Raw genomic sequence first — 24,305 nt, forward strand, 5'->3', positions numbered from 1 at the left:
GGTTTTGGGATGACGACATGCACAAAAACAAAGACCTAAAGCGCGCCGCGTGAATACGTTTGAACGCGACGGGCTTTAGCACCTTATGGGTCCATTGCTCTGACACCCGCCGCAGTCCCGCGAGCGACTTGATCGAATAGACGGGCCAAGGCGTGCGAGCCACGCAAAGTCGCTGACGTCTCCTCCCGGTTTTGTTAGCGCGCGCTTATGCGACAAGACGGCGGCTTACAAGTAGGAAGATTGAAATTTCCGATTCCTTCCCTTCGAGTGACGCCGCCGCCTCCTCCTACTGCTGCTCAAATGTTGTGCGGAGTGCCGCGCAAAGTGGCAGAGTCCCCTGAAGTTCGATGCTGCTCCTAAGACTGGAATCCTACCGTCCTCGCTTCCGCAGGGAACAGTTAATTCGCGGTAATCTTCAGCCGCCCTTGAGATCGGAAGTTCTAGATCGGACGGGGGAGTTCTCCCTTCCCAGGATGTTAAGAGATGCTCGAAGAGCGGGGTTATCCGCCGCGCTGGATCAAGGCGTCGGGATACTGGATAATGGGTCAGGCCACGAGAAGTTCGACGAGGCTTAGGCCGCATCGAAATTTCCACGTGCCGTAGCTCATCCGCCGGTTTGTCATGGATCGTCCTTAATACTGCCACGACCGGTGCGGGAGACGGAGCACGGATTCACTTCGTCGTGAGTTTTAGGTGAAGGTAATGACTTCGGCGCCCGTTCGCCCTAGGTCGAGGCGATGATCAGATCTCTGGCCGTCGTTCTATTGCTCTTGCTGCCGCTTGCCTCCAGCGCAGCCGCGGAGTCTCCTGCCGTTCCCGATCTGGTGAAGGGGCTTGCCGATCGGGAAGAGCTGAAGCCGCTGAAGACCGTCATAGTCGCGCGTGACGGTGAGACGATCGCCGAGCAGGGCTATCGCGGCCACTCTCCGGGCGAATCGACCAATATCAAGTCCGCGTCGAAGTCGATCATATCGGCCCTGGTCGGGATCGCGATCGACAAGGGCCTCCTGGACGGTCCTGAACAGAAGATCGCACCGCTGCTGAAGGAGGATCTGCCCTCGCCGGCGGATCCGCGGATCAATGATATCACCATCGGCAACCTGCTTTCCATGCAGGCCGGACTTGGCCGGGTGTCGGGGCCGAATTACGGCCGTTGGGTATCGAGCCGCAATTGGGTTCGCTTCGCGCTCTCGCAGCCTTTCGCCGACGAGCCTGGCGGCCGGATGCTCTATTCGACAGCCTCGACGCACCTGCTTTCGGCGATCCTCACCAAGGTCGGCGGCAAGTCGACGCTCGCGCTCGCGCGCGATTGGCTCGGTCCGCTTCAGGGTTTCAGGATCGGTGCCTGGGAACGCGATCCCCAGGGCATTTATCTCGGCGGTAATCAGATGGCGATGAGCGCAAGATCGTTGCTTGCCTTCGGAGAACTATACCGCAAGGGCGGCCGGGCGTCCGACGGACGGCAGATCGTTCCGGCGGACTGGATCGATCTTTCGTGGCAGCCCCACACGAACTCCTATTTCTCCGGCGACGCCTATGGCTATGGCTGGTTCACCCGCCGGATCGGCGGCGAGACGGTCCATTTCGCCTGGGGCTATGGCGGCCAGATGCTCTACATCGTCCCGGCGCTGAAGCTCACCGTGGTCATGACCTCCGAGGAGAGCGGCCCGTCGGCGCGCAACGGCTACCGCGACGCGTTGCATCGCGTCCTGGCGGAAATCGTCAGCGCAGTGAAAGCGGATTGAGTTGGGGAGGACTATCGAAGCCGCGAAAGGCTAAACGAGCCCTTCGCGGCTGTTGGTCGTTACGCGCTGCCCAGTGGCCTCATGCCGTCGGCTGCTTCGTCTTCCTGAGATAGGGAAGAACGGTGTCGAAGGAGCCGAAGCGCTGGATGGCGTCCTCGTTCGATACTGCGGCCGTGATGATGACATCTTCGCCCTGCTTCCAGTTTGCCGGCGTTGCGACCTGATGCTTGGCGGTGAGCTGGATGGAATCGATGGCGCGCAGGATCTCGTTGAAGTTGCGGCCGGTGGTCATCGGATAGGTGAGGATCAGCTTGATCTTCTTGTCGGGTCCGATGACATAGACCGAGCGCACGGTGGCGTTGTCGGCGGGCGTGCGGCCCTCGGACGTGTCGCCGACGCCGGCGGGCAGCATGTCGTAGAGCTTGGCCACCTTCAGATCCCGGTCGCCGATCAGCGGATATTCGACGTCGAAGCCGGTCGCGACCTTGATGTCGTTCTTCCACTTGGCGTGGCTGTCGACGGGATCGACCGAAATGCCGATGATCTTGACGCCGCGCTTGCGAAACTCGCCTTCGATCCCGGCCATGGCGCCGAGTTCGGTGGTGCAGACGGGCGTGAAATTCTTCGGATGCGAGAAGAGCACCGCCCAGCCATCGCCGATCCATTCATGGAAATTGACGGTGCCTTGTGTCGTCTCGGCGGTGAAATCGGGGGCGGTGTCGTTGATGCGGAGGCTCATGGCTTGCTCCTTTCGGGTCGACGGGAATGGGCCCAAGAATAGCGCAATCAACGGAGTTTTCGAGGACGAAACGCGCCGTCGCGACGCGCAAGAGAAACGTCTGCAGCGTGTTTCTGCCGCTTCAGAGAAAAATCTTCCATCGGCAGATGGCGGGTCCGCAAGCAGTCGCTCGCAGGTGGCAGCGTTGACACTGCCGCATGCTTGCCGCATAGAATGTCGGCATTCCGAGGGGAGCGCCGAGCGGCGCTGAGACGGCGGTGAGCCGGACCCTTGAACCTGATCCGGGTCATGCCGGCGTAGGAACGGAAAGAGGCTACCCTCCGCCACGTCTTCGCCTTCACCTGGGTCTCCGTGATTTTTTTCACCAGGAGATCGACCAATGCAGCCTCATGCGCCCGTGCCGCCGATCGCGCTCACCATTGCCGGATCGGATTCGGGCGGCGGGGCCGGTATCCAGGCGGATATCAAGACTTTTTCGGCCCTCGGCGTCTACGGCGCCAGCGTCGTGACGGCGATTACCGCGCAGAATACGAAGGGCGTCACCGCCGTCGAGGACGTCTCGCCGGAGATTGTCGCAGCGCAGATAGACGCGCTTTTTTCCGATCTCGACGTGAAGTCGATCAAGATCGGTATGGTCTCGCGCCGGGAAACGATCATCGCCATCGCCGAAGGCTTGCGCCGCTTGGAGAGGCGCGCGGTTGTCGACCCGGTCATGGTCGCAACCTCCGGCGATCCGTTGTTGCAGCCGGATGCGATGGCCGTGCTCACGCATGAGCTTCTACCCTTGGCCATCGTCGTCACACCCAATCTGCCGGAGGCGGCACTTCTCACCGGCCGCCCGGTTGCAGAGGACGACGCCGAGATGACCCGCCAGGCCGAGGCCCTCATGACGTCGGGCGCCCGCTCGGTGTTGATCAAGGGAGGGCATCGGAGAGGCAGCGACGCGACCGACCTCTTCTTCGACGGCGATCGGCTCGTCCGCTTCCCGGCGCGGCGCATCGAAACACGCAACGATCACGGGACCGGCTGCACGCTTTCGGCCGCCATCGCCGCCGGTCTTGCCAAGGGACAGCCGCTCGCCGAGGCGGTGGGCGCCGCGAAGGCCTATCTGCACGCGGCGATTTCCGCCGCCGACCGGCTGAAGGTCGGAGGGGGCCGGGGACCGGTCCACCATTTCCACGAATGGTGGGGGCGCTGAGGCGGATTCATATTAGGCGGGATTGCCGCCACGCCCACCGGCAATTGCAGCAGCTATAGGCGAACCCATTCAGGGCCGCCTATAGCACCGCGCAGGAGTTCGCGGTCAGGCGGCCGTGTGCCGGCTCGTGACGCCTTCCTCGATATAGTACTTGCCGTAGCGGTGCCGATATTTCTCCGCACCGCCGAAGTCGCTGTATTTCTCGAGTTCGTCCATGTCGGTCTTGTTGAGGATCACGCCCAGGACCTTTGCATCGATCTGCGGCTCGGAATTCAAGAGGTCCCGAACGAGCCTCGAGGGCGTGCGGCCCCATTCTACCACGAAGAGGACGCCGTCTGCGAGCGGCGTGAAGGCCTTCGCGTCGACCACGGGAGCAAGCGCGGCGAGATCGACGACGACGTAGTCGAAGGAATTGCGGGCATTCTCGATGAGCCCCGCCATCGCCTGGGAGGCGAGCAGTTCGTTGCTCTGATGCCTGCGATCCGACGCTCCGCCGCCGGCCGGCAGGATCGCGAGCTTTGTACGCTGATCCACCTTGATGCCGGCGGGCCAGGTCGCTTCTCCCGTCAGCGTCTCGACCAGCCCCGTGCGCGGAGCCGGCGTGATCATCTGGGTGAGACCGGGCTTGCGGATGTCGGCGTCGATCAACAGTGTCCGCTTGCCGCTCGAGGCCAGCAGCGCCGCGAAATTGGCCGCGACGATCGACTTGCCCTCGTCCGGAAGGGCCGAGACGATCGCGATGACGCGGCTCTCGTTTCCGGGCAGCATATGGTCGCAGGCGAGCTTGGCATTCCGGAATGTCTCCGCGAAGGCGGAGCGCGGCGCATCGAGCACGATCCGCGAAAGGCGTTGGAATGGCGTGGCGCCCTCCGAAGGGTCGTGCGGTTGTCGGTCCGATCCGAAACGGGCACGCACGAGCTGCGTCGTTTTCTTCGTCCGCGAGCCGATCAGCGGAACGTAGCCGAGCGATCGGTGGCCGAGCATGGAGCGCACCTCGCCTTCAAGCCGGAAGGTTCTTTCGCGGAATTCGAGGAATGCGGCATAGGCGCCGCCGAACATCAGGCCGAGCACGGCCGAAAGCGCCAAGGTCATGGTCTTCTTCGGGCTCGACGGCGCCGTCGGGACGCCGGCTTCGGAAATGACGCGCGCCTTGGCGATCGGGAAGGACTGTTGCTGCGTTGCCTGTTCGTAGCGGCCGAGATAGGATTCGTAGAGCGTCTTCAGCGCCGCGGCCTTCTGCTCGAGGACGCGCAACTGCACCAGCGACTTGCTGGCGTCGGAATTCTTGCCGGCGATCCCCTCGATGCTCTTGCGCAGCGAGGCCTCGCGCGAGCGGGCGACTTCGAACTCGTTCTTGTAGCTTGCCGTCAGCTGCTGCAGTTCCTGATAGATCTGCCGGCCGATGTCCTCCTTCTCGGCCCGAAGCGAAACCGCCTGCGGATGGTCCTCGCCGAAATTCTGCGCCACCTCCTGCTCCCGCTTGCCGATGCCGAGATAGCGGGTGCGCAGGTCCCGGATCACCGAATTGTCACCCTCCTTGGGGGAGATGGTGGCATTGTTGACGGCGGCCTCCGGCCCCTGGTCGATGATCGACTTGAACTGTTCGTAGCGCGCCGAGGCACTGGCCGTATCCGCCTGCGCGACGATCAGCTGACTGTTGAGATCGGCGAGCTGCTGTTCGGACATCAGTTCGCCGCGCGCCGCGGTCAGGCCGTTCTCGCTGCGGAACTGCTCGACCTCGAGGGCGGCCGCCTGCGAGCGCTGCCGCAGATCGTCAAGCCGCTCCTGCAGCCAGACCGAAGCCCGTTCCGTCGCTTCGAAATTGGCGTTCAGCTGGTCGGTCAGATAAGCTTCAGCATAGGTCCTGACGACACCGGCGGCAAGCTGCTGATCGCTCGATCGGAAGGAAAGCGAAATCACCGAACTGCGGCCGACGCGTTCGACATAGAGCGACTGCTGCAAGATTGCCGAGGCTTTCAGCCGGCGGCCATTGCGCGCCGCTTCCTCCGAAACGCCCGGCCCGCCCGAGAACAGGCCGGTCGCCGTCTTCAGCCAGTCCTTGACGACGGCGGCAGGCGAACGGGGCGGATTGACGATGGTATCGTTCTCCGAAAGGTTGAGCTTGTCGACCACCCGCAGCGCCAGCTCCCCGGACTTCAGGATCTCGACCGCGCTGGCGATCTGCGTGTCGAGCATCTGGCTGTTGGTCGGCACTGGTTCTTCCTCGGCATATTTCGACAGGTTGTCGTCGAGGAGGATCTGCGTCAGCGAGGTGTAATAGGGGGTCGCGAACAGCAGATAGGCGGCCCCGAGCAGGATGAAGAGCACCACGAACGCTGCAACGAGCCTTGCCCGGCGGACGACGACGGCCAGCAGACGGTCGAGATCGATAAAGCCGTCCGATTGTTCCTCGCGGGGCACGATGCTCAAGGGCACACTTCTCTGTTTCATGGGGGCCGTTCTGTTCATCTTTTTCTCCGGTCCTCCTGCCTGCTTCCTTAAAAACATGCAGTATTTCAAAGCGCGATTTCTCCGCGTCCTGCAGGACACGCGACGCTCTGCTCCCGGCGGCCTCGCGCGGCCGCCGGGAGCTTGGGCTTATGCCGCGCGGATGCGGCTTTCGTGAGACAGGACGATCTCGCGGACGGATTCGAACACGACGTCGCCGATGTCGGCGCGGGCAAGCGCGAAGGCGACATTGGCTTCGATGAAGCCCTGCTTCGAACCGCAGTCGAAGGTCCGGCCCTCATAGGGATGGGCATGGAAGGACTGGTCTGCCGAAAGCTTCAGCATGCCGTCGGTCAGCTGGATCTCGTTGCCGGCCCCGCGTGACTGGTGCGCGAGAATGGAGAAGATCTCCGGCTGCAGGATATAGCGGCCGTTCAGATAGTAGTTGGACGGCGCCCGCCCCGCCGGCGGCTTTTCGATCATCTCGGTGACCGAGAAACCGTGGCGCACCGTATCGCCCTTGCCGACGATGCCGTATTTCGAGGCCTCTTCGGGGGCGCATTGCTCGACGGCGACGACATTGCCGCCGACCTCGCGATAGAGATCCACGAGGCCTGCCATGCAGCCGCGTGCGCCGAAGGAGACCATGTCCGGCAACAGCAGTGCGAACGGCTCGTCACCGATCAGGTCGCGTGCGCACCAGACGGCGTGGCCGAGGCCGAGCGGCGCCTGCTGGCGCGTGAAGCTGACGGAGCCGGCCTTCGGCAGCATAGCTTCGAGCTCGGAGATCTGCGCATTCTTGCCGGAGCGCGTCAGCGACGAGATGAGTTCCGGCGTGTCGTCGAAATGATCCTCGATCACCTGCTTGTTGCGGCTGGTGACGAAGACGATGTGCTCGATGCCGGCCTGGCGCGCCTCGTCGACGGCGTACTGGACGACCGGGCGGTCGACGATCGTCAACATTTCCTTCGGCACGGCCTTTGTCGCGGGAAGGAACCTCGTTCCGTTCCCGGCAACGGGGATCACTGCTTTCCTGACGGTCCTGATGCGGTCCATTTTGTTATCCTTTGCTTGTGTGAGGATCATTGCCCAGCGGGGATCGTTCAGCCGCCACCGTGATCGGGGCGGGTTGCGGCGCCCGCGCCGCCAGGCGGCGCCATCGCGCGGCGATCGGCATCCGGAGATGCCGAAGCGCTATCGGGTCGGCGAGCGCGGTCTTCAGCGCGCCAGCCAACGATCTCTTTTTCAGGTACTCGACGAGCAGAAGAAACGAGCGCGCCTGGCGGAAGCCGCGCGCACGCTTGCGCTGCATCCTTCGCGATAGCGGGTCAAGCGCATATCGCTGCAGGAATGCCTCGTCTGCCGCGATCATCGCATCGATGTGCTCGAGTTTCAAAACGCGCGAGATCGAGCCTTCGCGGATGTGATAGGTATAACCGGCCGAGGGCTCCACCGCGCAACGCCCGCCGCATGCAAGCGCGGATGCGAGCAGGATGTAATCCTCGCCGATCTTCAGCGACTCGTCGAAGGCCAGGCCATGATCGGCGAGGAAGCGGCGCTCGAACACCGGCTTCATGTAGCCGAAGTTGTGCTCGGAGCGGAAAATCACGTTCGATTCGATGAAGGCCGGCAGCGTCAGTACCGGCAATGCATCGAGGTCGGCATCGTCGAACATCCGGACATTGCTTCCGTCGAGCGACAGCACGTCGAGATTGTCGACGACCAACTGCGCGCCTGTCGCTTCGGCGCGCGCAATCATCCGCGCCAGTCTTGCCGGGCGTACCGTGTCGTCCGAATCGAGAACGGCGATCCAGCGGCCGCGCGCCGCCGCGAAGCCGGCATTGCGGGCCCCGCCCGGGCCGCGATTTTGCTCAAGCGAAACGAGCCGGACCCTCGGGTCGTCGATCGCGGTGACAAGAGCAACTGTGTCATCCGAGGAGCAATCGTCGACGACGATCGCTTCGACCGCGACGCCTTCCTGAGCGAGGGCGCTACCAACCGCACGGGTGATCGTGTCGGCGGCATTATAGGCGGCGATGACAAAGGTGACGTCCGGCGTGGATTCGTTCACGGTTGTGTGCATGGGAGGGTTGACGGGCGCGGTCATCGGGAGGTCACCTCGGCGGCTCCATACTGCTCGAGCTCCTTGTGACCGAGGAGGCCGCTGATCACGCCGGCATGCAGCACGGCGCGCAGCGCATAGCGATTTCGCCGGACGGCTAACGGCAGAAAGAGAACCGCGGCGCATCCGCAAAAGGCGGCCTTGGAGGCGGCGAGCGCAAGGTTCAGCGGCTGGCCCGCACCGCGCGCCTTTTCCGTCAGCAGCCGTCCGTGGGTTTGGCCGGAGCGGAAGCGCCGTTTGGCGAGCCAAGCAAACGAGGCCCGGCCTTCCGGCACCGGCTCATGCACCCAGGCCTCCTGAGCAAAGGCGATCGTTCCTCCTGCCTGGTGCATGCCAGTGAAGAAATCCGTGTCCTCGCCTCCGCTGCGGCCGAGCGCGAGCTTGAAGCGGCGGCCATGGAGCGACGGGGCCCTGATCCGGAGCAGCGCATTGCAGGTATAGCCCGTGCGGATTTCGCCCTTCACCCACACCGGCAAAGTGGAGTGGAAGTCGCCCTTGCGCATCCAGGCGGGCGCCGACGGGGCGTAGTGGGCCCGGACCGGGCCGAGGACAGCGTCCGCGCCGCTCGCCTGCGCCTCTTCCAGCAGGCTGACCAGCCAGTCGCTCGAGGCGGTCTCGTCATCGTCGATGAAGGCGAGCAGGTCGCCGGTGCTGTTGTCGAGGCAGGCGTTGCGGGCGATCGAGATGTTCGATGCCGGGCAATGGAGATAGGTGACCTCGAACGGCATTTCCGGCCGCAGTCTCTCAACGAGCGCCCGGGCGCTCGGCGTGGAATCATTGTCGGCGACGATGACGCGAAGCGTCGCCCTCGCGGGCAGCGTCACCGCCGCAAGCGACCGAAGCGTCGCGGCGAGTTCGGGCCGACGGAACGTGCAGACGCCGATGTCGATATGAAGGGCCGCGCTCATTGCTCCACCCGACGCCGGAAATCGAGGAGTTCGCGCCAGAAGCCGGCGGACCAGGCGAGATGCATGACCATGGCCGAGAGCGCCGCCAGCGGCCCGTAGGGGTTGCGCTGGCCGACCGCCATCCAGACGCCATAGCCGAGGCACGCCGCTGCCCAGACGCCGAAGGGGATGATCGCCGCCCAGCTGATGATGGCAAGAAGTGCGCCGAAGGCGACGGGCGCGACGCCAAGTGGCAGCATCTGCCGGAGCCCGGGCATCGCGCGGTGCTTGAGGATGTTCTTGGCGCGGCCGCGGCCATAGCCGAAATACTGCTTGAACAGCGGCACGATCCGATTGCGCGGATAGTAGACCATGCTGGTCCTGTCGGTCATCCAGATGCGATAGCCGGCTTTGCCCAAGCGAAAATCCAGTTCGGCATCTTCATTGTGGCTGAAGGTCTCGTCATAGCCACCGACATCGGTGAAGGCGGCAATGCGCATCAGGGCGTGATGGCCGTGCTCGGCCCAATGGCCGGCCGCACCGGTCCGGTGCTTGGAGCCGCCATTGCCGAGCTTGGAGTTCTGGGCATAGGCCGTCGCCTTCTGGAAGGTGCCGAAACCCTCGGTCTGCATGGCGACGACGACAGAGTCGGCTTCGGTTGCGAGCGCTTCCTCGACGAGTCGCTCGCAATAATCGTCCGGGTAACTCGCATGCGCGTCGATGCGGATCAGGTAGTCGAAGCCCGAACCGAGTTCGGCGACGGCGCGGTTGACGGCAGCGCTTTGGATTCGCTTCGGATTGTCGAGGAAGAGGACGCGCGGGTCCTCTTCGGAGAGGCGGCGAGCGATCTCGCGCGTGCCGTCGTCACTGCCGCCGTCGGCAATGACGATCTTCGCGTTGAGGACGCCAAGCGACGGACGCAGCTTCGCGACAAGCGCTTCGATATGCAGCGCCTCATTGAGGCAGGGGATGACGATGAGGGTAGACGTCGACGCCGGGCTCTCCGCGGTCATAGCAATCCACTTTCGTTGTGACGGGCTTCCGCAAGGGCAGCGGCCGGAATGATCGTTTGCGTTGCGTCGTGGGTGAGCGTTGCCAGCCGCCGCACGAGCGTCTCGCAATCCGCGCGGTCGAACACCCAGGTGGCGGGATGACACCGGCCGATCCGGTCGGCGGCTTCGGAAAACTTGTCCGCCGTCATCGAGCCCAGGAGCGCGGCGAGGGCGTCGGCATCGGCTTCTTCAATGACGAGACCGATCCCGCGCACGGCGAGAAAGCGGGCCGTCTCCGTACCCTTCATCGCAATCGGAACGCGGGTGTGGCGGCATCCTTCATAGAGCCGGTTGGGCAGTAGCCAGTTGGAGTTCTGGCCCTCCTCGAAGAAATCGATCGCCCAGGTGAAGTGGACGGCGCCGTAGATCTCGGCGAGGTCCTCGGGGTTTCGATAGGGGCCGTCGAACCGCATGAACGGCTCGTTCTGCACGAAGCCGTCAAAATCCCTGAATTCCGAATAGGCGGGCCTGCCGCGCAGAACGACTTCGAAGCGGCCTTCCATCCTGCGGGAAAAATCGGCGAGGAGGTGGAGCGACTTGCGGCAGCGAAGCGCTCCGAACCAGCCGATCCTCCAGGGCGCACCGGGTTGGGGATATTGGGCTGGGACGCCCGCCGGCAGCGTGCTCCCATCGATTTCAAGCACCTTGTTCTCGAGCAGCATCGGCGGCGCCTCGAGGCCCGAAAGGGGGCGGAAGTAGTGCTCGATGAAGGCCGGCGAACTGGTGATCAGCGAGCGGGCGTCTCGGCCGAGCCGGGCCTCGGCGGCGCGGAGCGCCCGCCCCACCATGTCCCTGCGCAGCATCAGCCGGTGAATGTCGAGGCACTCATAGACAATCGGAACGTCGCCGCCGAAGAGCGTCACGGCGCGTTTGGCGACGGCGAGCATTTCGAGATTGCGGGCGATGATGAGGTCGGGCTTGCGAAGATGGCCGAGCCTGCCCTTCAGCGACAGGCAGGCGGCGGCGACGGCGCCGAGCCGCTGGGCGAAGCGCCCGTCCGCCGTCGTTCCGAGTTCGATCGGCTCGACGCCGCTCACGGTTGCAAGCGGGTTGCCGCCGCGGCGGAAGCCCGCCAGCGTGACATCGGCACCGCCGGCGACCAGTGTCAGCGTTCTTCGCCGCACCGCGGGGTCGGCAAGATCCTGTGCCAAATATAGTATCTGCAGCATGAAAACATCCGTTTCCCTGCTCAGCCCGGGCCGAGCTTAGTTCAGTTTTTTGTGCACCGCAACAAGTTGTTGCAATTGCTCATAAAATGGTCAGTTGCTCAGATTGCGGTCAGTCCAGTCGGCAGGCGACCGACTCGGGGAATTGGCACTTGTCGCCGGGGGCCGTGAAGGCGACCCGATCGACCTGGAGCTTTGTCGGCTCCTTGTAGGAGAAGGTGCCCATCCAATCGCTGAGCGTGTCCGTTCCCCACAGGCTGAAGAAAATCTTCTGGGCGTTCGCCGGGATTTTGGCGGGATCGGTGACTTCATGAACGAGCTCGCCGTTGATGTAGTAGCGCAGCCGGTCCTTCTCCCAGACGAAGGCATAGTCGTTGAAGCCCTGGTTAGCGCCGCCCGGCACATCGGCCAGAAATTCGTTGCCACCTTTGGCCGCCACATATTGGTTGATCTGCACCTTCGCGGTGTTCTTGCCGAGCACCTCGAAATCGATCTCGTCATGCGGCTTCTTATCGGTCGGGCCGATATAGGTGAAGAAGGCCGAGTTCAGCCCGGAACCGTCCGCAGCCTTGATCCTTGCCTCGTAGGTGCCGTAGCCGAAGCGCTTGCGCGTCTGGATCTCGCCGCAGGCGAAATTACGCTTGCCTTCCTTGCGTTCTTCGAAACCCAGTTCGAGAACTCCATTGACGATCTTCACCTGCTTCTTGGACCAGGTGCAGTTCTGGTGCGCGCCGTTGTCCCAGCCATCCGAGACGTACCAGACCTTTTTGTCCAGCTTGTCGAAGTCATCGATGAACGACGTGCCTTTGGCACCGTCCTGCGCTGTGGCACTGCTCACATTGCAGGCGAGCGGAAGTGCGGTGATAAGGGCGAGGCACAACAGGCGCCCGTAGCGATCGGATTTCATTGTCTTGCTGCCTTTGCTGCGGAGTCGCGTGGGGGCATGGGAGCCCGGGCGGGGCTCGACTGAGGGTTGTGGGAAGGGCGCGCAAGCGCAGCACCCCGGAGCAGCGCAACGCGCGCGAGGTCAATCTGCGTCGAGACATAAGCGCCCATACTCACGATATCGGTCACTCCTATCGGGCGGCGCCTCGTGGCGCCGTTTTAACGAAGCAGACTTAAGCTCACGGCGAACAAACTAGGGCATTTGCAAAGAGAAAATATGGCAGTGCAGCAGAAAATCGAACGAGGCTATGCTGCAGCGCATCCAAGCGGCGAAGTTTTCGCGAGCGGGTCGACATCGGCTCAAGAGGGCCATCCGGGTTAAATCCCTGTTTCCCCGCATGTTGAGAAAACTGTGCCCTGCAAAATTTGGGGGCAATCGCGAGTTGTGCGGTGCGGCTGTGAATTTTGCACGAGAGACGTAATTTTTTTGGCTCCATCCCGCGCTTGGGGAAATTGCCGAGTGGAAATGCGGCAAGGATGAGGCGGGATTTACCCCCGGGGGTTGCTGCGGCGCCGGGCTAACCGATTCGCATCTCGATCGGTTGAGCCGGAGGCCGGCGCCGTTCCGCCGGCGGCCTGCAATGTCAGACGACCCCTAAAATGTTACTGGAAAATTGCGGCCCCCCAGACAATAGTGTGTCCATACTTTAGTGCTTTCAGTACCAAAGCAAGCCCGCCGCGCAATCGGCTTCGCGATGAGGGGAGCCGCTCTCGATTACATGCAGCAATTGAGGCGAACGGACTAATCGTCCCTGGGCTTGGCCGAGATGGTATCGCGCTCGTTCCCCCGGAGCGGCCCCTTCATTTCGTCAAGTTCGGCCTGACGCTCGGCCGCGACGATCGGCTCATTCGATTTCAGCGAAGGCTTCAGGATCGCCACCACCGGGCCGACGGGGCCCAGTACGCAGCCGATTATCAACCAAAGAAGACTATGTCCGCCCCTAACCGCAGCGACGACCGCGGTCGCGATGGCGCAGAATATCCAAAACTCGACGATCATCGACTCTCACTTGACACCTGCCGAGGAAACCCCTCGGCTTACTCTTCCGCCACGTGGCTGGAGGCTTCTGCCCTGGCTTGCCCGCGCCACATGCCGGCTCCAAGTGATCGTGCCATTTCCTGTGCGGCGGCGTACAGTCCTTTGTCGTGATTTTCTTCACGGCTGACGGCGTGGCCGGATTCACCCAGCCACCGGTTGACGTCATTGCCGTCCGCTCGGAAGCATGCGCCGATATAGCGGCCGTAGCGGTCACGGCCGGCGAATGTGCAGCGGGTGGGGCGGGATGCCGACAAAAACGCCTTGAGGGCCAGCGCCGCTTCCTTGCCGCAGTGATAGTCTGCCCCCGTCTCGTCGAGGCAGAACTGCCAATCCTCGGGTGCATCCACTCCGTAAAGCTGGATGCGCTCGCCCGCAATTTCGATCGTATCGCCATCAACCACGGAGGCGTCGCCGCCGACCGGGCCAGCCGCCGCGGCCGCGCCCGGCGCGGCCAGCAGGACAAGCACGATGGGAATCATCCGCATTGGAGGGGACGGCGACGCCGAACGGGCGCGCGGCTCGGCGAGGGTTATTGCGGCGATCCGACTGCCGATCATGCGTCCATCCAGCCCCTGTTCTGGTGCTGAATCTAGCGCAAGCGGCTCGCGGTTCGCATCCCTGAAAAACTAGGGGAACCAGTTCGAGATCGGTGGATACTGCGCGTTCGACATTGAAGGGGCGCAAGCCCCTTCAGCAGTCGTCACAGCCTCGCAAGGCTTGCGATCAAAAAACGAACATATAGAGCAGGACGATGACGATCAGGGGAACACCCATCAGCCAGAGAACGATGCCTTTCATTTCGCTATCCCGGTAGTTGTTGACCATGTCGGGGTAACGCTGCGCGGGGAAAAGCGTTCCTGCTGGCTTCCATGATACAACAGAGCCCCTCTGGGTCGGCGGGCCGCCTGGCAGAGGGCTTTGGTTTATTCCGCTCGCTCCAGCGCAAAGGCCTCGAGCAGGTAGCGGACATCGCCGGATCCGCCGAGCGCCACCGGTGCGGGCGTCCGGGAGCGCCGCAGGTGTTCGGTCTTGTCGGCAGCGATTCCCCGGACGATCGCCGGGAGGGCGCCGGGGTGCGTCAGCGCATAGGCAAATGCGGCCGCGGTTCCTTCGTTGCGCTTGAGGTCGAGGAAATGCCGCAACTCGTAGCGGCCGCGAATATGGTGCTCGTGCCGCCGCAGCGCCGCGGCAGCTTCGGTGCTCAGACGGGCCTCGGCGAGGATGGCGCGATCGGCCTCATAGAGACGTCGCAAGTCGATCGTCCGGTGGCTGCCGCTCAAGGAGTCGCCGCGAACCACCGCCGCATAGCCGCAGCTATGGATGATCTTGTAGCGCGCCCCGAGCGCTAGCGCCCTGGCATAGAGGTCGAAATCCTCGCCGAGGCGCAGGGTCTCGTTGTAGCGAAGGTCGAATTGATCCAGGAACGAGCGCCGCATCAATGGCTTCAGGAAACCGATTTCGCCCCGCCGGACACCCCGGCGCGAAATATTGCCTTCGACGAAGCCGACGAAATCGATCAGGCGAGGGCTGGGCGCGAAGCGGTCGATCCTGCGCGCAGCACCCATCGCTCGCGCGGCGTCGATGAAGGCGATATTGTCGGCGATGAAATCCCAGCCGTCCTGAGCGAGCAATTGGCGCATCCGCCCCGGGAAGAAGAAGTCGTCCGCGTCCAATATACCCACGAACGGGGATTCCGAAACGGCAATCGCATGGTTGCGAGCCGCGGCAGGCCCGCGGTTCTCTTCGAAGCGGACCACGTTCAAACGTCCGGAGCCGTCGTCGGCGGCGCACGCCACGGCTGCGGTCTCATCGGTCGAGCCGTCGTCGACGACGACGACTTCTGCGACTTCCGGCTCTGCGAGCGCCGAGTCGATAGCCCGGGCAATCGTTTCGGCGGCGTTCTTGGCGGCAATGATAATGCAGACATTCGTCGGCGCGGCTGCGGTCATAAGGGCCTCCAGCGGTCATCGGATGGGTCTAGTTTCGCGGCTCCTGCTCGTTGCCTTCGAGTCACCGATTCGAGGGCGTACGACGCGCTACAGGTCCCTCTGCACCGGGAGGGCAGGTGGGGCCCTGGAGCGGGTACGCAGGACCATGCATGGCGATCGTGTCGCAAGCGCGTCAAAGAGCAAGATTTTTTCGCTGGTGCGAAGGGCCGAGAAAGCGGTCAGGAATTAAAGTGACCGGGACGGTTCAGTCGGCGCAGCGGAACCTTGTTCGCCTGCTTTTCGTCATTCGTCGCATCGGCCGGCAGCTTTCCGGGCGATAACTTTCGGCGCTCGCGCGCTTCCTTCCACACCAGGAAAAGCACGGCGAGAAAGTATCCTATCTGTATCAGAACGGCACAGAGCAGCGTCTGTATGGCCGTCGAGGCGAGCGAACCGGTCAGAAAGTAGGTGGCGATGGCAAACGCCGCCAGCGCGCCGAACATGCTCATGACGAAGCGTGGTGCGAACATTGCCTACCCCGCTTTCCGATTTGCTCGTGGAACCGTCATTGCACTCCCGCCCTCGCTCCTGTTTACCACTATATTAGCGGTCGCTTTTCTCTTCAACCTGCAAAACGCAACTTTGTCGCTACAGTCCCTAGCGGGAAAAGCTTTCCGTCATCTTTAGGTAGACTCAGCAATTCGAATGGGTCCGCCGGTTAAACGGTACAATCACCGATAGGTTCGACGGATTTGGAGGATTATTTTTCCGCGAAGTGCGGGGGTCAAGCTGACTCGCTGGAACGGCCCCTAAATTCACAGGGGGAAAGGCGAACTCGTTCTGTTTGCTGCGACTTTTGCCGCTGAAGCAGCCGTTTTTTCCGATCAACTTTTGTTACAGGCAACAGGGCCTCGGCTTGAGAATATGTGCAGCGCAACAAAATGATGCGATGCAAAATTACACTCAAAAGTCCGACTTTTAAAATCTTCCCGCCGGAGAGCCGTGGTAGCCGCTAGTGAAAAATTGCTGCGTCAAATACAATACTTTAGCCATCGCAAATAATGAACGTGCGCCGATGTTTGAAGGGCGAGATGACGAACGCAACTATTTTAGCGGTGAACTCCAAACCGTATACTTAAAATTTCGTAATAGTCTCTGACCGGCACGCCCGCTAAACACCCTCGCGTCGGCGTCCGCTGACGCTGCCATCATTCCGCCTTCAAAAATCAAATTCTCACCATACACTCGCGCTAGATGACGCTCCGTCCCTCGGGACCGACAATCGCCAACGTAAATGGAGTCACCTCTATGAAGTCCGCGACTCGCTCGGCCAGTACGGCTTTTTTTATTCCCCAGGAGACCGGTGCGATCCGGCCGATCGGCGGGATATCAAAGCGAAGCTTCGACATTCTCATCGCCATTCTGGCACTGATCGCCCTCAGCCCGCTTTTCCTGCTCGTCATGGCGTTGGTAAAGTTTTCGGACGGCGGCAGCATTTTCTACGGTCATCGCCGCATCGGCCATAACGGCCAGACCTTCAAGTGCCTCAAGTTCCGAACGATGATGGAAAACGGCGACCGGGTCCTGCAGGAATACCTGAAGGCGAATCCTGCCGCCTACGAAGAATGGCGCACCACCCGCAAGCTGCAGGACGATCCGCGCGTTACCGTGGTCGGAAGCGTCCTTCGCAAGCTCAGCCTCGACGAACTGCCGCAGCTCATCAACATCATTCGTGGTGAAATGAGCATCGTCGGTCCGCGTCCGGTCGTCGAAGACGAACTGGAGCTCTACGACGCGGCTGCCGAGTTTTATCTGCGCTCGCGTCCCGGCCTGACCGGGCTCTGGCAGATCAGCGGCCGCAACGATGTGTCCTATGCCACTCGGGTGGCCTTCGATACGCATTATGTCCAGAACTGGTCGCTCATTGCCGACCTCGTCATCGTCTTCAAGACCATCCCCGCCGTCTGCCTCTCCCGCGGCAGCTACTGAAACCTTGGCGTCGGCTCGCGGCTGAGCGCAACGTCAAGCAACGGGAAATCCCAGATGCAATCGATCAGAGTTCCAGGGGTGCCAGCCGGCTCCCGCAAGTTTTTCCATTTCGCCCGCCTCGCACTCTGCGCGGCGCTTGTCTTGTCGGGTGCTGGCATTGCTCGGGCGGACGATTATCGCCTCGGCGTCATGGACAAGTTGCGGATTCGCGTTGCCGAATGGCAGACCGCCGAAGGCGCGGTCCGGGATTGGTCGGCTGTCGGCGGTGAATATACGGTCGGCGCCTCCGGCAAGGTGTCGCTGCCTTTCGTCGGCGATCTGCCTGCATCCGGCCGCACGACAACGGAACTCGCCGAAGAGATCGGCATCAAGATGCAAAAGCTCTTCGGGCTTCGCGACCGGCCGTCAGCCTCGGTTGAGATGGCGCAATACCGTCCGGTCTATCTCTACGGCGAGGTCGAGACGCCAGGCGAATATCCCTATGCCCCCAATCTCACCGTGCTCAAGGCAATCAGCCTTGGCGGCGGACTGCGTCGGGGCCCGACCGGCCAGCGCTTTGCACGCGACTATATCGCTGCGAACGGCGATTCGTCGGTCCAGGTGGCGGAGCGCAACCGCCTGCTCATTCGCCGAGCCCGCCTTCAGGCGGAAATTGCCAAGCACGACAAGATCACGTTGCCGGAGGAGCTCAAGAACGTCCCCGGTGTCGACAAGCTGCTCGAAAGCGAGACGGCTCTGATGGTGTCGCGCGACAAGCGGCAGGAACGCCAGCTCGACGCCCTGGCTGATCTCAAATCGCTGCTGCAGAGCGAGATCGACTCGCTGGCGAAGAAATCCGAAACGCAGCAGCGTCAGCTGGAGCTCGCCACCGAGGACCTGGACAAGGTCGACAGCCTTGCCGAAAAGGGCCTGGCGCTCAGCCAGCGCAAGCTCTCGCTCGAGCAGCGGGTGGCGGACGTCCAGTCGCAGCTTCTCGACATCGATACGACCTCGCTGAAGGCCAAGCAGGACGTCAGCAAGGCAACGCAGGACGAATCCAACCTGCGCAACGACTGGGATGCGCAACTCGCCCAGGAACTGCAAAATACCGAAGCCGAACTCGACACGCTGACGCTGAAGCTCGGCACCAGCCGCGATCTGATGACCGAGGCGCTCATGCAATCGGCCGAGGCGGCACAACTGGACGAGCAGGCTGCAAACATCACCTATTCGATCATTCGCGAACAGGACGGAAAGTCGAAGGAGATCGCGGCGACCGAAACGACGCCGGTGCTTCCCGGCGACGTGATCAAGGTCAATGCCGCAGTGGCGATGCGGTGAATGCATGCGGATCCGCAAGGCGAGCCTCATCGATCCTGACGCGAATGGGCTCTACGGCACCGCGGCCGTGGCCCTTTCGCTGTTCGTCTTCGCCTATTCGACCCGTTTCGGACCGATTTCCGTCCTCGCCTATTACGGCCTGTGGCTGCCGCTTGTTCTCGTCGACTACCGCAAGGTCCTCGGCAATTACGGCAGGTTCGTCTGGATCTTCGCCTTCGTGATCCTTGCCTGTCTTTCGATGTTCTGGTCGGCCGCGCCCGGCGTGACGGCACGTGCCGGGATCCAATATCTGAGCCACATCGTCTGCGCGCTCATCGCCATGCGGGTGATCGACATCGGCACGCTCACCCGCGGCGCCATCGCGGGTGTCGCCATCGTGCTCGTCTATTCGCTGCTCTTCGGCGTCTACCATTACGATCCGCTCGACGGCACCTACAGCTTCGTCGGCGCATTCGCTTCCAAGAACCAGCTGGGCTTCTATGCCTCGCTCGGCATCTACTTCGCCTTCATGGCCGTCGTCGTTCTTGGCGAACGGGGCGTCTGGCGGGCCGCTGCCGGGGTAGCGGGCGCGATCGCCGCCTATTCGCTGTTCGCCTCCCAATCGGCGACCTCGGTGCTGACGACTGTCGCGATCCTCGGGCTTTGTGTCGGCATGCGCGCGATCACGGCGCTCAGGCCCGCGAGCCGGAAAGGGCTCTTTATCGGCGTGGCGGTTTTCGGCGGTGTCGCCGCGGTTGCACTCATCTATGCCGGTGTCATCGATCTCGTGCTGGGCGCATTCGGCAAGGATTCGACGCTCACCGGACGTACCTATCTGTGGCAGCAAGGGATCGAAGCGGCTCAGGCCTCGCCGATCTTCGGCATCGGCTATCAGGCCTATTGGGTGCAGGGATTTTCCGAGGCGGAGCGCCTGTGGGAAGAGTTCTACATTACCGCCCGCTCCGGATTCCACTTTCACAACACCTATATCGAGGCCGCCGTCGAAACCGGACTGGTAGGCCTGATGCTGTTGACGATGCTGCTTCTCACGGCGGTGTTCGGGCAATTGAAGCGTCTGCTGTCCGAGGACCGTGACGCGGAGGCCATGGTGCTGTTCGGCATCGCCATGCTCCTTCTCATCCGCTCCTTCGTCGAGATCGACATCATGAACCCGTACCATGTCGGATCCTTCCTGCTTTACTTCACCGCAGGGAAATTGACGGTCGCCCGCCGCCGGCAGGCGGTGACCTGGCTTTGGCCGGGCGACGGGCCCACTCCGGCGTATCGGCCGCGGCCCAGCATGTGACATCACGGTCAGAGGGGACGATGGGGACGATCCGGGCGATTCAGTATCTTCGGGCGGCGGCGGCGCTCGCAGTCGTGATCTTTCACGCCGCCGAAAAGACCGGCCACGATTTTACGATCGGAGCGGCCGGTGTGGACGTCTTCTTTGTCATCAGCGGCTTCATCATGTGGGTCATCAGCGACCGGCGGCCGGTGACCCCCGCGAAATTCATCTCCGATCGCCTCCGCCGCGTCGTCCCGATCTACTGGTTTGCGACGGCCGTCATGATCACCGGGGCGCTCGCCGGCTTGTTTCCCACTTTGGTGCTGACCCTCGACCACGTTCTGGCCTCGCTGGTTTTCTTTCCGGCCCGCTCGCCGAGCAGTGGCGAGATTTGGCCGGTGCTCGTGCAGGGCTGGACCCTGAATTTCGAGATGCTCTTCTACGCCGTGTTCGCGGCCTCCCTGCTGCTGCCGCGGCATTGGCGCCTCCCGGCGATTACCGGCCTCTTCGTGGCGCTGGTCACCGTCGGGTTGGTTGCTCCCAGCGAAAATGCTCTCTGGCTGACCTATACGCGGCCGATCATCCTCGAATTCGTCGCCGGCATTATCCTCGGCGAGTTCTGGCTCCGCGGGAAGGTTCCCGGGGCGGCAATCGGTTCTTCATTGATCGCCTGCTCGCTCGGCGGTTTTGCCCTGATCGGGGGCCTTCATCTTTCCTTCGACGAGCGCACGACCGGGCCGCTCGCCGTCCTCCTGGTTCTTGGCGCGCTGTCGCTCGAGGCAAGCGGACGGATGCCGATGCTGAACCTGCCGGACCTGCTCGGCAATGCTTCCTACTCGATCTATCTATGGCATACCTTCGCGATCTCGGTCGTCGCCAAGGCCGGCGGCCTATTGGGCATGCCCGCGGCGATTTCGATGGGCCTGGCGATCCTGGCGGGGACGGTCGCCGGTATCGCAGCCTACGGCCTTGTCGAGCGCCCGCTGCTGCAGCGTGCACGGACGCCGGCGCCGGCCGTCGGCCTTACCGGGCCTACCGCCCAATAGGCCGGCGAGCCTGCAGGCCTGCTCAGCCGTTTCGGCGCGAATGCCAGTTCCAGGCCGATTCGGTGATTGCCGCCAGGTCGTATTGCGGCTCCCAGCCGAGCACTTGCCGTGCCTTGTCGTTGTTGGCGACGAGCGTCGTCGAGTCGCCCTCGCGGCGGCCGACATAGCTAACATCGAACGGCCGCCTGGAGACCTTCTCGATTGCCCCGAGCAACTCTTTCACGGTTGTCCCCGTGCCGGTGCCCAGATTGAGCTCGACGCTGTCGCCGCCCTCGAGCAGGTAATCGACGGCGCGCACATGCGCATCGGCAAGATCGAGAACATGGATATAGTCGCGCACGCAGGTGCCGTCGCGCGTCTCATAATCCGTTCCGAAGACCTTGAAGCCTTCGCGCCGACCCAGCGCCGCGTCGATCGCCAGCGGAATCGCATGCGTCTCCGGTTCGTGCCATTCGCCGATGCGGCCCTCGAAATCGGCGCCAGCGGCGTTGAAATAACGCAGGATGACGGAGCGCAGGCCCTTGTAGAGGCCGTAGTCCTTGAGCGCCTGCTCGCAGACCCACTTGGTCCGGCCATAGGGGTTGATTGGAGCCTGCTTGTGGGTTTCGTCCATCGGCACGCTGTCGGGCAGGCCGTAGGTGGCGCAGGTGGACGAGAAGACGAAAGCCTCGATGCCGGCGGCAAGCGTCGCCGACAAGAGGGTCAGCGTTCCGATGACATTATTGTCGTAGAAGGCGACCGGATCCCTGACCGATTCGCCGACCTCGATCATCGCCGCGAAATGCAGCACCGCCCGCGGCTGATGGCGGGCCAGCACTTCGTCGAGGCGCCGCCGATCGCGGATGTCGCCCTTCTCCAGAACGCCCCAGCGGACGAATTCCTCGTGGCCGTTGGAAAGATTGTCGTAGACGACCGGGTGATAGCCCTTTTCGGCCAGTCGAAGGCAGGTGTGAGAGCCGATATAGCCGGCACCGCCGACGACGAGGATATTGTTGTTCTGCACGGGCAACCTCAGGAATGACTTTCAGAAACCGGAATGGAGCGCCGTTCGCTTTCGCAACCAATAGCGGCGATTTTTCAACACAATATGTAAGTTCTGCAAAAGATGGCACTCCACACAACGTCGAATGCCGCTTTGCTTCGCAGGCGTCGGCGAAGGGAGTAGGTGACTGTGGCAGACATGCAGCACTTTGCTGTCTCCTGGCCGGAGCACAATATTTGCGCTTGGCTCGATCGGTGTCTTCAACTATAAGCAGTCTTCCGGCAATCAGAACAGGGAGGTTACGATGACAGCCTATTGCTTCTCCCTTAGGGACGGTCCACGATCCTGACCTCGTGACCGGGAGCGCCCGCGCTTCCTGATTGCCGACGGATCCCGCACCGTCCGGCCCCTCCTTTTTCGGAGACGGCGCCGTTTCATCAATGCCGCACGCGCAATCGTTCCGGGCGGCATTCCCTTGCTGATCAGATCTCGGGGCCGGTGCGTTGCCACCGGGCAAATCCTATGGCGTTCACTCGTTTTGCGGCGCGCGATCGTGCCTTCCGCAATGTTTTTCGCTTTTCCTGGGCGCACTGGAAGAAGCAGCCGGTGCGGCTTGCCGGCATCCTTTGCACAGTGCTGCTTGCCACGCTTGCCGATGTCCTGACGCCGCTCTATGCCGGCCGTCTGGTGGATGCGATCGTCTCGGGTGCGGCGAGCGATGCGATCGCATGGAATGCCGCGCTCTCGGCCTTCTTGGTCATGATGGCCCTTTCCCTCGGCGCCATCGTCTTCAAGCACGCCGCGATCACGATCATCGTCAGCCTGACGCTGAGGATGATGTCCGACATCGCGGCCGCTGCGTTCCACCACATTCAGCGCTTCTCCAGCGAATGGCACGCCAACAGCTTCGCCGGCTCGACTGTGCGCAAGGTGACGCGTGGCATGTGGGCGATGGACCTCTTCAACGACACGCTGCTCATCGCGCTGTTTCCCTCGGTCGTGATGCTCATCGGCTCGACGGCGCTGATGGCCTGGCACTGGCCGATCATGGGCGCGATCGTCGGGCTTGGGTCCGTCCTCTTCATAGCCGTCACTGTCTTGCTGTCGCTCGGCTACGTGGCGCCGATGGCGAGCCTTGCCAACAGCTGGGACACGCGTCTTGGCGGTGCGCTCGCCGATGCGGTGAGCTGCAACGCCGTCGTCAAGAGTTTCGGCGCGGAGAAGCGCGAGGAGGCCCGCCTGGCGAAGGTGCTCCGGAAGTGGGAGAACCGCACCCGGCGTACCTGGTCGCGTGCGACGCTGAACGGCACGGCGCAAGGCGCGATGCTGCTGGTGGTCCGCGCAGCCATCATCGGTTCTGCCTTGCTGCTCTGGGCAAAGGGCGAGGCGAGCGCCGGCGACATCACCTTCGTGCTCACCTCCTTCTTCATCCTGCAGGGCTATCTGCGGGAGATCGGCATGGATATCCGTCACCTGCAGCGCTCGGTCAACGACATGGAGGAACTCGTCGCCATCCATGCCCAGCCGCTCGGCGTCGAAGATCGTCCGGGAGCACGGCCGATTCAGATCACCGACGGCAAGATCGAGTTCCGCAACGTGACGTTTCATTACGGAGCCCACCGGGCGCCGCTTTATGACGGATTCTCGGTCACGATCGGCGCCGGTGAGCGCGTCGGCCTCGTCGGACATTCCGGCTCGGGCAAGACGACCTTCGTCAAACTCATCCAGCGGCTGCATGACGTGAAATCGGGCCAGGTTCTGATCGACGGGCAGGACATCGCCGGCAGCATGCAGGCGTCGCTCCGCCAGCAGATTGCCATCGTCCAGCAGGAACCGGTTCTGTTCCACCGCTCGCTCGCCGAGAACATCGCCTACGGGCGGCCCGGTGCGACGCAGCACGAGATCGAGGGAGCAGCGCGTCTGGCGAGCGCGCACGACTTCATCTCCGGGCTGCCGAAGGGCTACGCGACGATGGTCGGCGAGCGGGGCGTCAAGCTGTCCGGCGGCGAGCGCCAGCGCGTTGCCATCGCCCGGGCCTTCCTGGCGGATGCGCCGATCCTGATCCTCGACGAAGCGACGTCGAGCCTCGATTCCGAATCCGAGGTGCTGATCCAGAAGGCGATGGAACGGCTGATGACCGGCCGCACGACGCTGGTGATCGCCCACCGGCTGTCGACCGTCAGAGCGCTCGACCGCCTGCTGGTGTTCGATCGCGGCCGCATCGTGGAGGAGGGCGATCACGACACGCTCATCCGCCTCAAGGGCGGCATCTACCGGAGCCTCTTCGAAAGGCAGGCGCTGGAACTGACGAAGGGCCTCGTCCTCAGCGATGGCTGAGCGGGGGCGTCGCAAGCGTGCCGCCGGCCGGGCAAGGGAAATTTTCTTGCCCGGCCAACGTCGCGAACTCGCGGCTGCCGTTCGGCTCGAAACCA

General features: G+C 62.9%; 20 protein-coding genes and 1 riboswitch. Of the genes, 7 read left to right on the forward strand and 13 right to left on the reverse strand.

The genetic code is table 11. The features are described 5' to 3' along the window. The first annotated feature begins 737 nt into the window (after positions 1-737). Complete coding sequence (locus SS05631_RS22155) at positions 738-1,745, forward strand: serine hydrolase (RefSeq protein WP_037419362.1); 1,008 nt, start codon at positions 738-740, stop codon at positions 1,743-1,745. 79 nt (positions 1,746-1,824) lie between these two features. Here SS05631_RS22155 and SS05631_RS22160 read toward each other — a convergent pair whose 3' ends face one another. After that, entirely contained in the window at positions 1,825-2,484 is a 660-nt protein-coding gene (locus tag SS05631_RS22160; RefSeq protein WP_037419364.1) for a peroxiredoxin, read from the reverse strand. A gap of 217 nt (positions 2,485-2,701) precedes the next feature. Beyond that, positions 2,702-2,804, forward strand: a riboswitch (TPP riboswitch). Between the two features lie 77 nt (positions 2,805-2,881). Here SS05631_RS22160 and thiD point away from each other — a divergent pair. Further along, complete coding sequence (thiD, locus tag SS05631_RS22165) at positions 2,882-3,682, forward strand: bifunctional hydroxymethylpyrimidine kinase/phosphomethylpyrimidine kinase (protein ID WP_086022753.1); 801 nt, start codon at positions 2,882-2,884, stop codon at positions 3,680-3,682. Between the two features lie 105 nt (positions 3,683-3,787). Here the strand turns inward: thiD and SS05631_RS22170 are convergent, their stop codons facing one another. The 11 genes from SS05631_RS22170 to SS05631_RS22225 all read right to left on the reverse strand — a co-directional run bounded on the left by SS05631_RS22170 (position 3,788) and on the right by SS05631_RS22225 (position 15,799). Beyond that, positions 3,788-6,151 carry a polysaccharide biosynthesis tyrosine autokinase gene (locus SS05631_RS22170; RefSeq protein WP_037419372.1) on the reverse strand — a complete coding sequence of 788 codons (2,364 nt, stop codon included), beginning with the start codon at positions 6,149-6,151 and terminating at the stop codon, positions 3,788-3,790. A 129-nt stretch (positions 6,152-6,280) separates the two neighbouring features. Beyond that, complete coding sequence (locus SS05631_RS22175) at positions 6,281-7,186, reverse strand: UTP--glucose-1-phosphate uridylyltransferase (RefSeq protein ID WP_037419375.1); 906 nt, start codon at positions 7,184-7,186, stop codon at positions 6,281-6,283. Between the two features lie 4 nt (positions 7,187-7,190). Then, the gene (locus SS05631_RS22180) at positions 7,191-8,237 is read right to left on the reverse strand and encodes a glycosyltransferase family 2 protein (RefSeq protein ID WP_050988257.1); all 1,047 of its coding nucleotides are present in this window, start codon (positions 8,235-8,237) and stop codon (positions 7,191-7,193) included. Continuing rightward, positions 8,234-9,160, reverse strand: coding sequence for a glycosyltransferase family 2 protein (locus tag SS05631_RS22185; RefSeq protein WP_037419377.1), 927 nt, complete (start codon positions 9,158-9,160; stop codon positions 8,234-8,236). The genes SS05631_RS22180 and SS05631_RS22185 overlap by 4 nt, the downstream gene beginning before the upstream one ends. Beyond that, complete coding sequence (locus SS05631_RS22190) at positions 9,157-10,152, reverse strand: glycosyltransferase family 2 protein (RefSeq protein WP_037419379.1); 996 nt, start codon at positions 10,150-10,152, stop codon at positions 9,157-9,159. Before SS05631_RS22190 ends, SS05631_RS22185 begins: the two co-directional genes overlap by 4 nt. Beyond that, positions 10,149-11,360 (reverse strand): glycosyl transferase family 1, encoded by a 1,212-nt coding sequence (locus SS05631_RS22195; RefSeq protein WP_037419382.1) that lies wholly within the window; start codon positions 11,358-11,360, stop codon positions 10,149-10,151. Before SS05631_RS22195 ends, SS05631_RS22190 begins: the two co-directional genes overlap by 4 nt. Positions 11,361-11,469: 109 nt before the next feature. Further along, on the reverse strand, positions 11,470-12,264 hold the full coding sequence (locus SS05631_RS22200; protein WP_037419384.1) for a glycoside hydrolase family 16 protein: 795 nt from the start codon (positions 12,262-12,264) through the stop codon (positions 11,470-11,472). Between the two features lie 780 nt (positions 12,265-13,044). Continuing rightward, positions 13,045-13,302, reverse strand: coding sequence for a hypothetical protein (locus SS05631_RS22210; protein WP_037419387.1), 258 nt, complete (start codon positions 13,300-13,302; stop codon positions 13,045-13,047). Positions 13,303-13,340: 38 nt separating this feature from the next. Beyond that, on the reverse strand, positions 13,341-13,898 hold the full coding sequence (locus tag SS05631_RS22215; RefSeq protein WP_083854055.1) for a thermonuclease family protein: 558 nt from the start codon (positions 13,896-13,898) through the stop codon (positions 13,341-13,343). 366 nt (positions 13,899-14,264) lie between these two features. Beyond that, the gene (locus SS05631_RS22220) at positions 14,265-15,290 is read right to left on the reverse strand and encodes a glycosyltransferase family 2 protein (protein ID WP_037419389.1); all 1,026 of its coding nucleotides are present in this window, start codon (positions 15,288-15,290) and stop codon (positions 14,265-14,267) included. 218 nt (positions 15,291-15,508) lie between these two features. Beyond that, positions 15,509-15,799 (reverse strand): exopolysaccharide production repressor protein, encoded by a 291-nt coding sequence (locus SS05631_RS22225; RefSeq protein ID WP_037419392.1) that lies wholly within the window; start codon positions 15,797-15,799, stop codon positions 15,509-15,511. Between the two features lie 778 nt (positions 15,800-16,577). Between SS05631_RS22225 and exoY the strand changes: the two genes are divergently transcribed. The 4 genes from exoY to SS05631_RS22245 are packed head-to-tail and all read left to right on the forward strand — an operon-like array spanning position 16,578 to position 20,891. Continuing rightward, positions 16,578-17,258 (forward strand): exopolysaccharide production protein ExoY, encoded by a 681-nt coding sequence (gene exoY / locus SS05631_RS22230; protein ID WP_037419395.1) that lies wholly within the window; start codon positions 16,578-16,580, stop codon positions 17,256-17,258. Positions 17,259-17,312: 54 nt separating this feature from the next. Continuing rightward, a complete protein-coding gene (locus SS05631_RS22235) occupies positions 17,313-18,578 on the forward strand; it encodes a polysaccharide biosynthesis/export family protein (protein ID WP_037419397.1) in 1,266 nt (421 codons plus the stop codon). Positions 18,579-18,582: 4 nt separating this feature from the next. Further along, positions 18,583-19,863 carry an O-antigen ligase gene (locus SS05631_RS22240; protein WP_037419400.1) on the forward strand — a complete coding sequence of 427 codons (1,281 nt, stop codon included), beginning with the start codon at positions 18,583-18,585 and terminating at the stop codon, positions 19,861-19,863. A 20-nt stretch (positions 19,864-19,883) separates the two neighbouring features. Then, the gene (locus SS05631_RS22245; protein ID WP_037419403.1) at positions 19,884-20,891 is read left to right on the forward strand and encodes an acyltransferase; all 1,008 of its coding nucleotides are present in this window, start codon (positions 19,884-19,886) and stop codon (positions 20,889-20,891) included. A 22-nt stretch (positions 20,892-20,913) separates the two neighbouring features. Here the strand turns inward: SS05631_RS22245 and galE are convergent, their stop codons facing one another. Further along, positions 20,914-21,894, reverse strand: a complete 981-nt coding sequence (gene galE / locus SS05631_RS22250; protein WP_037419522.1) for a UDP-glucose 4-epimerase GalE — start codon at positions 21,892-21,894, stop codon at positions 20,914-20,916. A gap of 501 nt (positions 21,895-22,395) precedes the next feature. On the opposite strand from galE, the gene SS05631_RS22255 reads away from it, so the two are divergent. After that, positions 22,396-24,210, forward strand: a complete 1,815-nt coding sequence (locus SS05631_RS22255; protein WP_037419406.1) for an ABC transporter ATP-binding protein — start codon at positions 22,396-22,398, stop codon at positions 24,208-24,210. Positions 24,211-24,305: the final 95 nt, after the last annotated feature.

Origin of the sequence: Sinorhizobium sp. CCBAU 05631, assembly GCF_002288505.1 — a bacterium.
GTDB classification, from domain to species: Bacteria; Pseudomonadota; Alphaproteobacteria; order Rhizobiales; family Rhizobiaceae; genus Sinorhizobium; species Sinorhizobium fredii_C.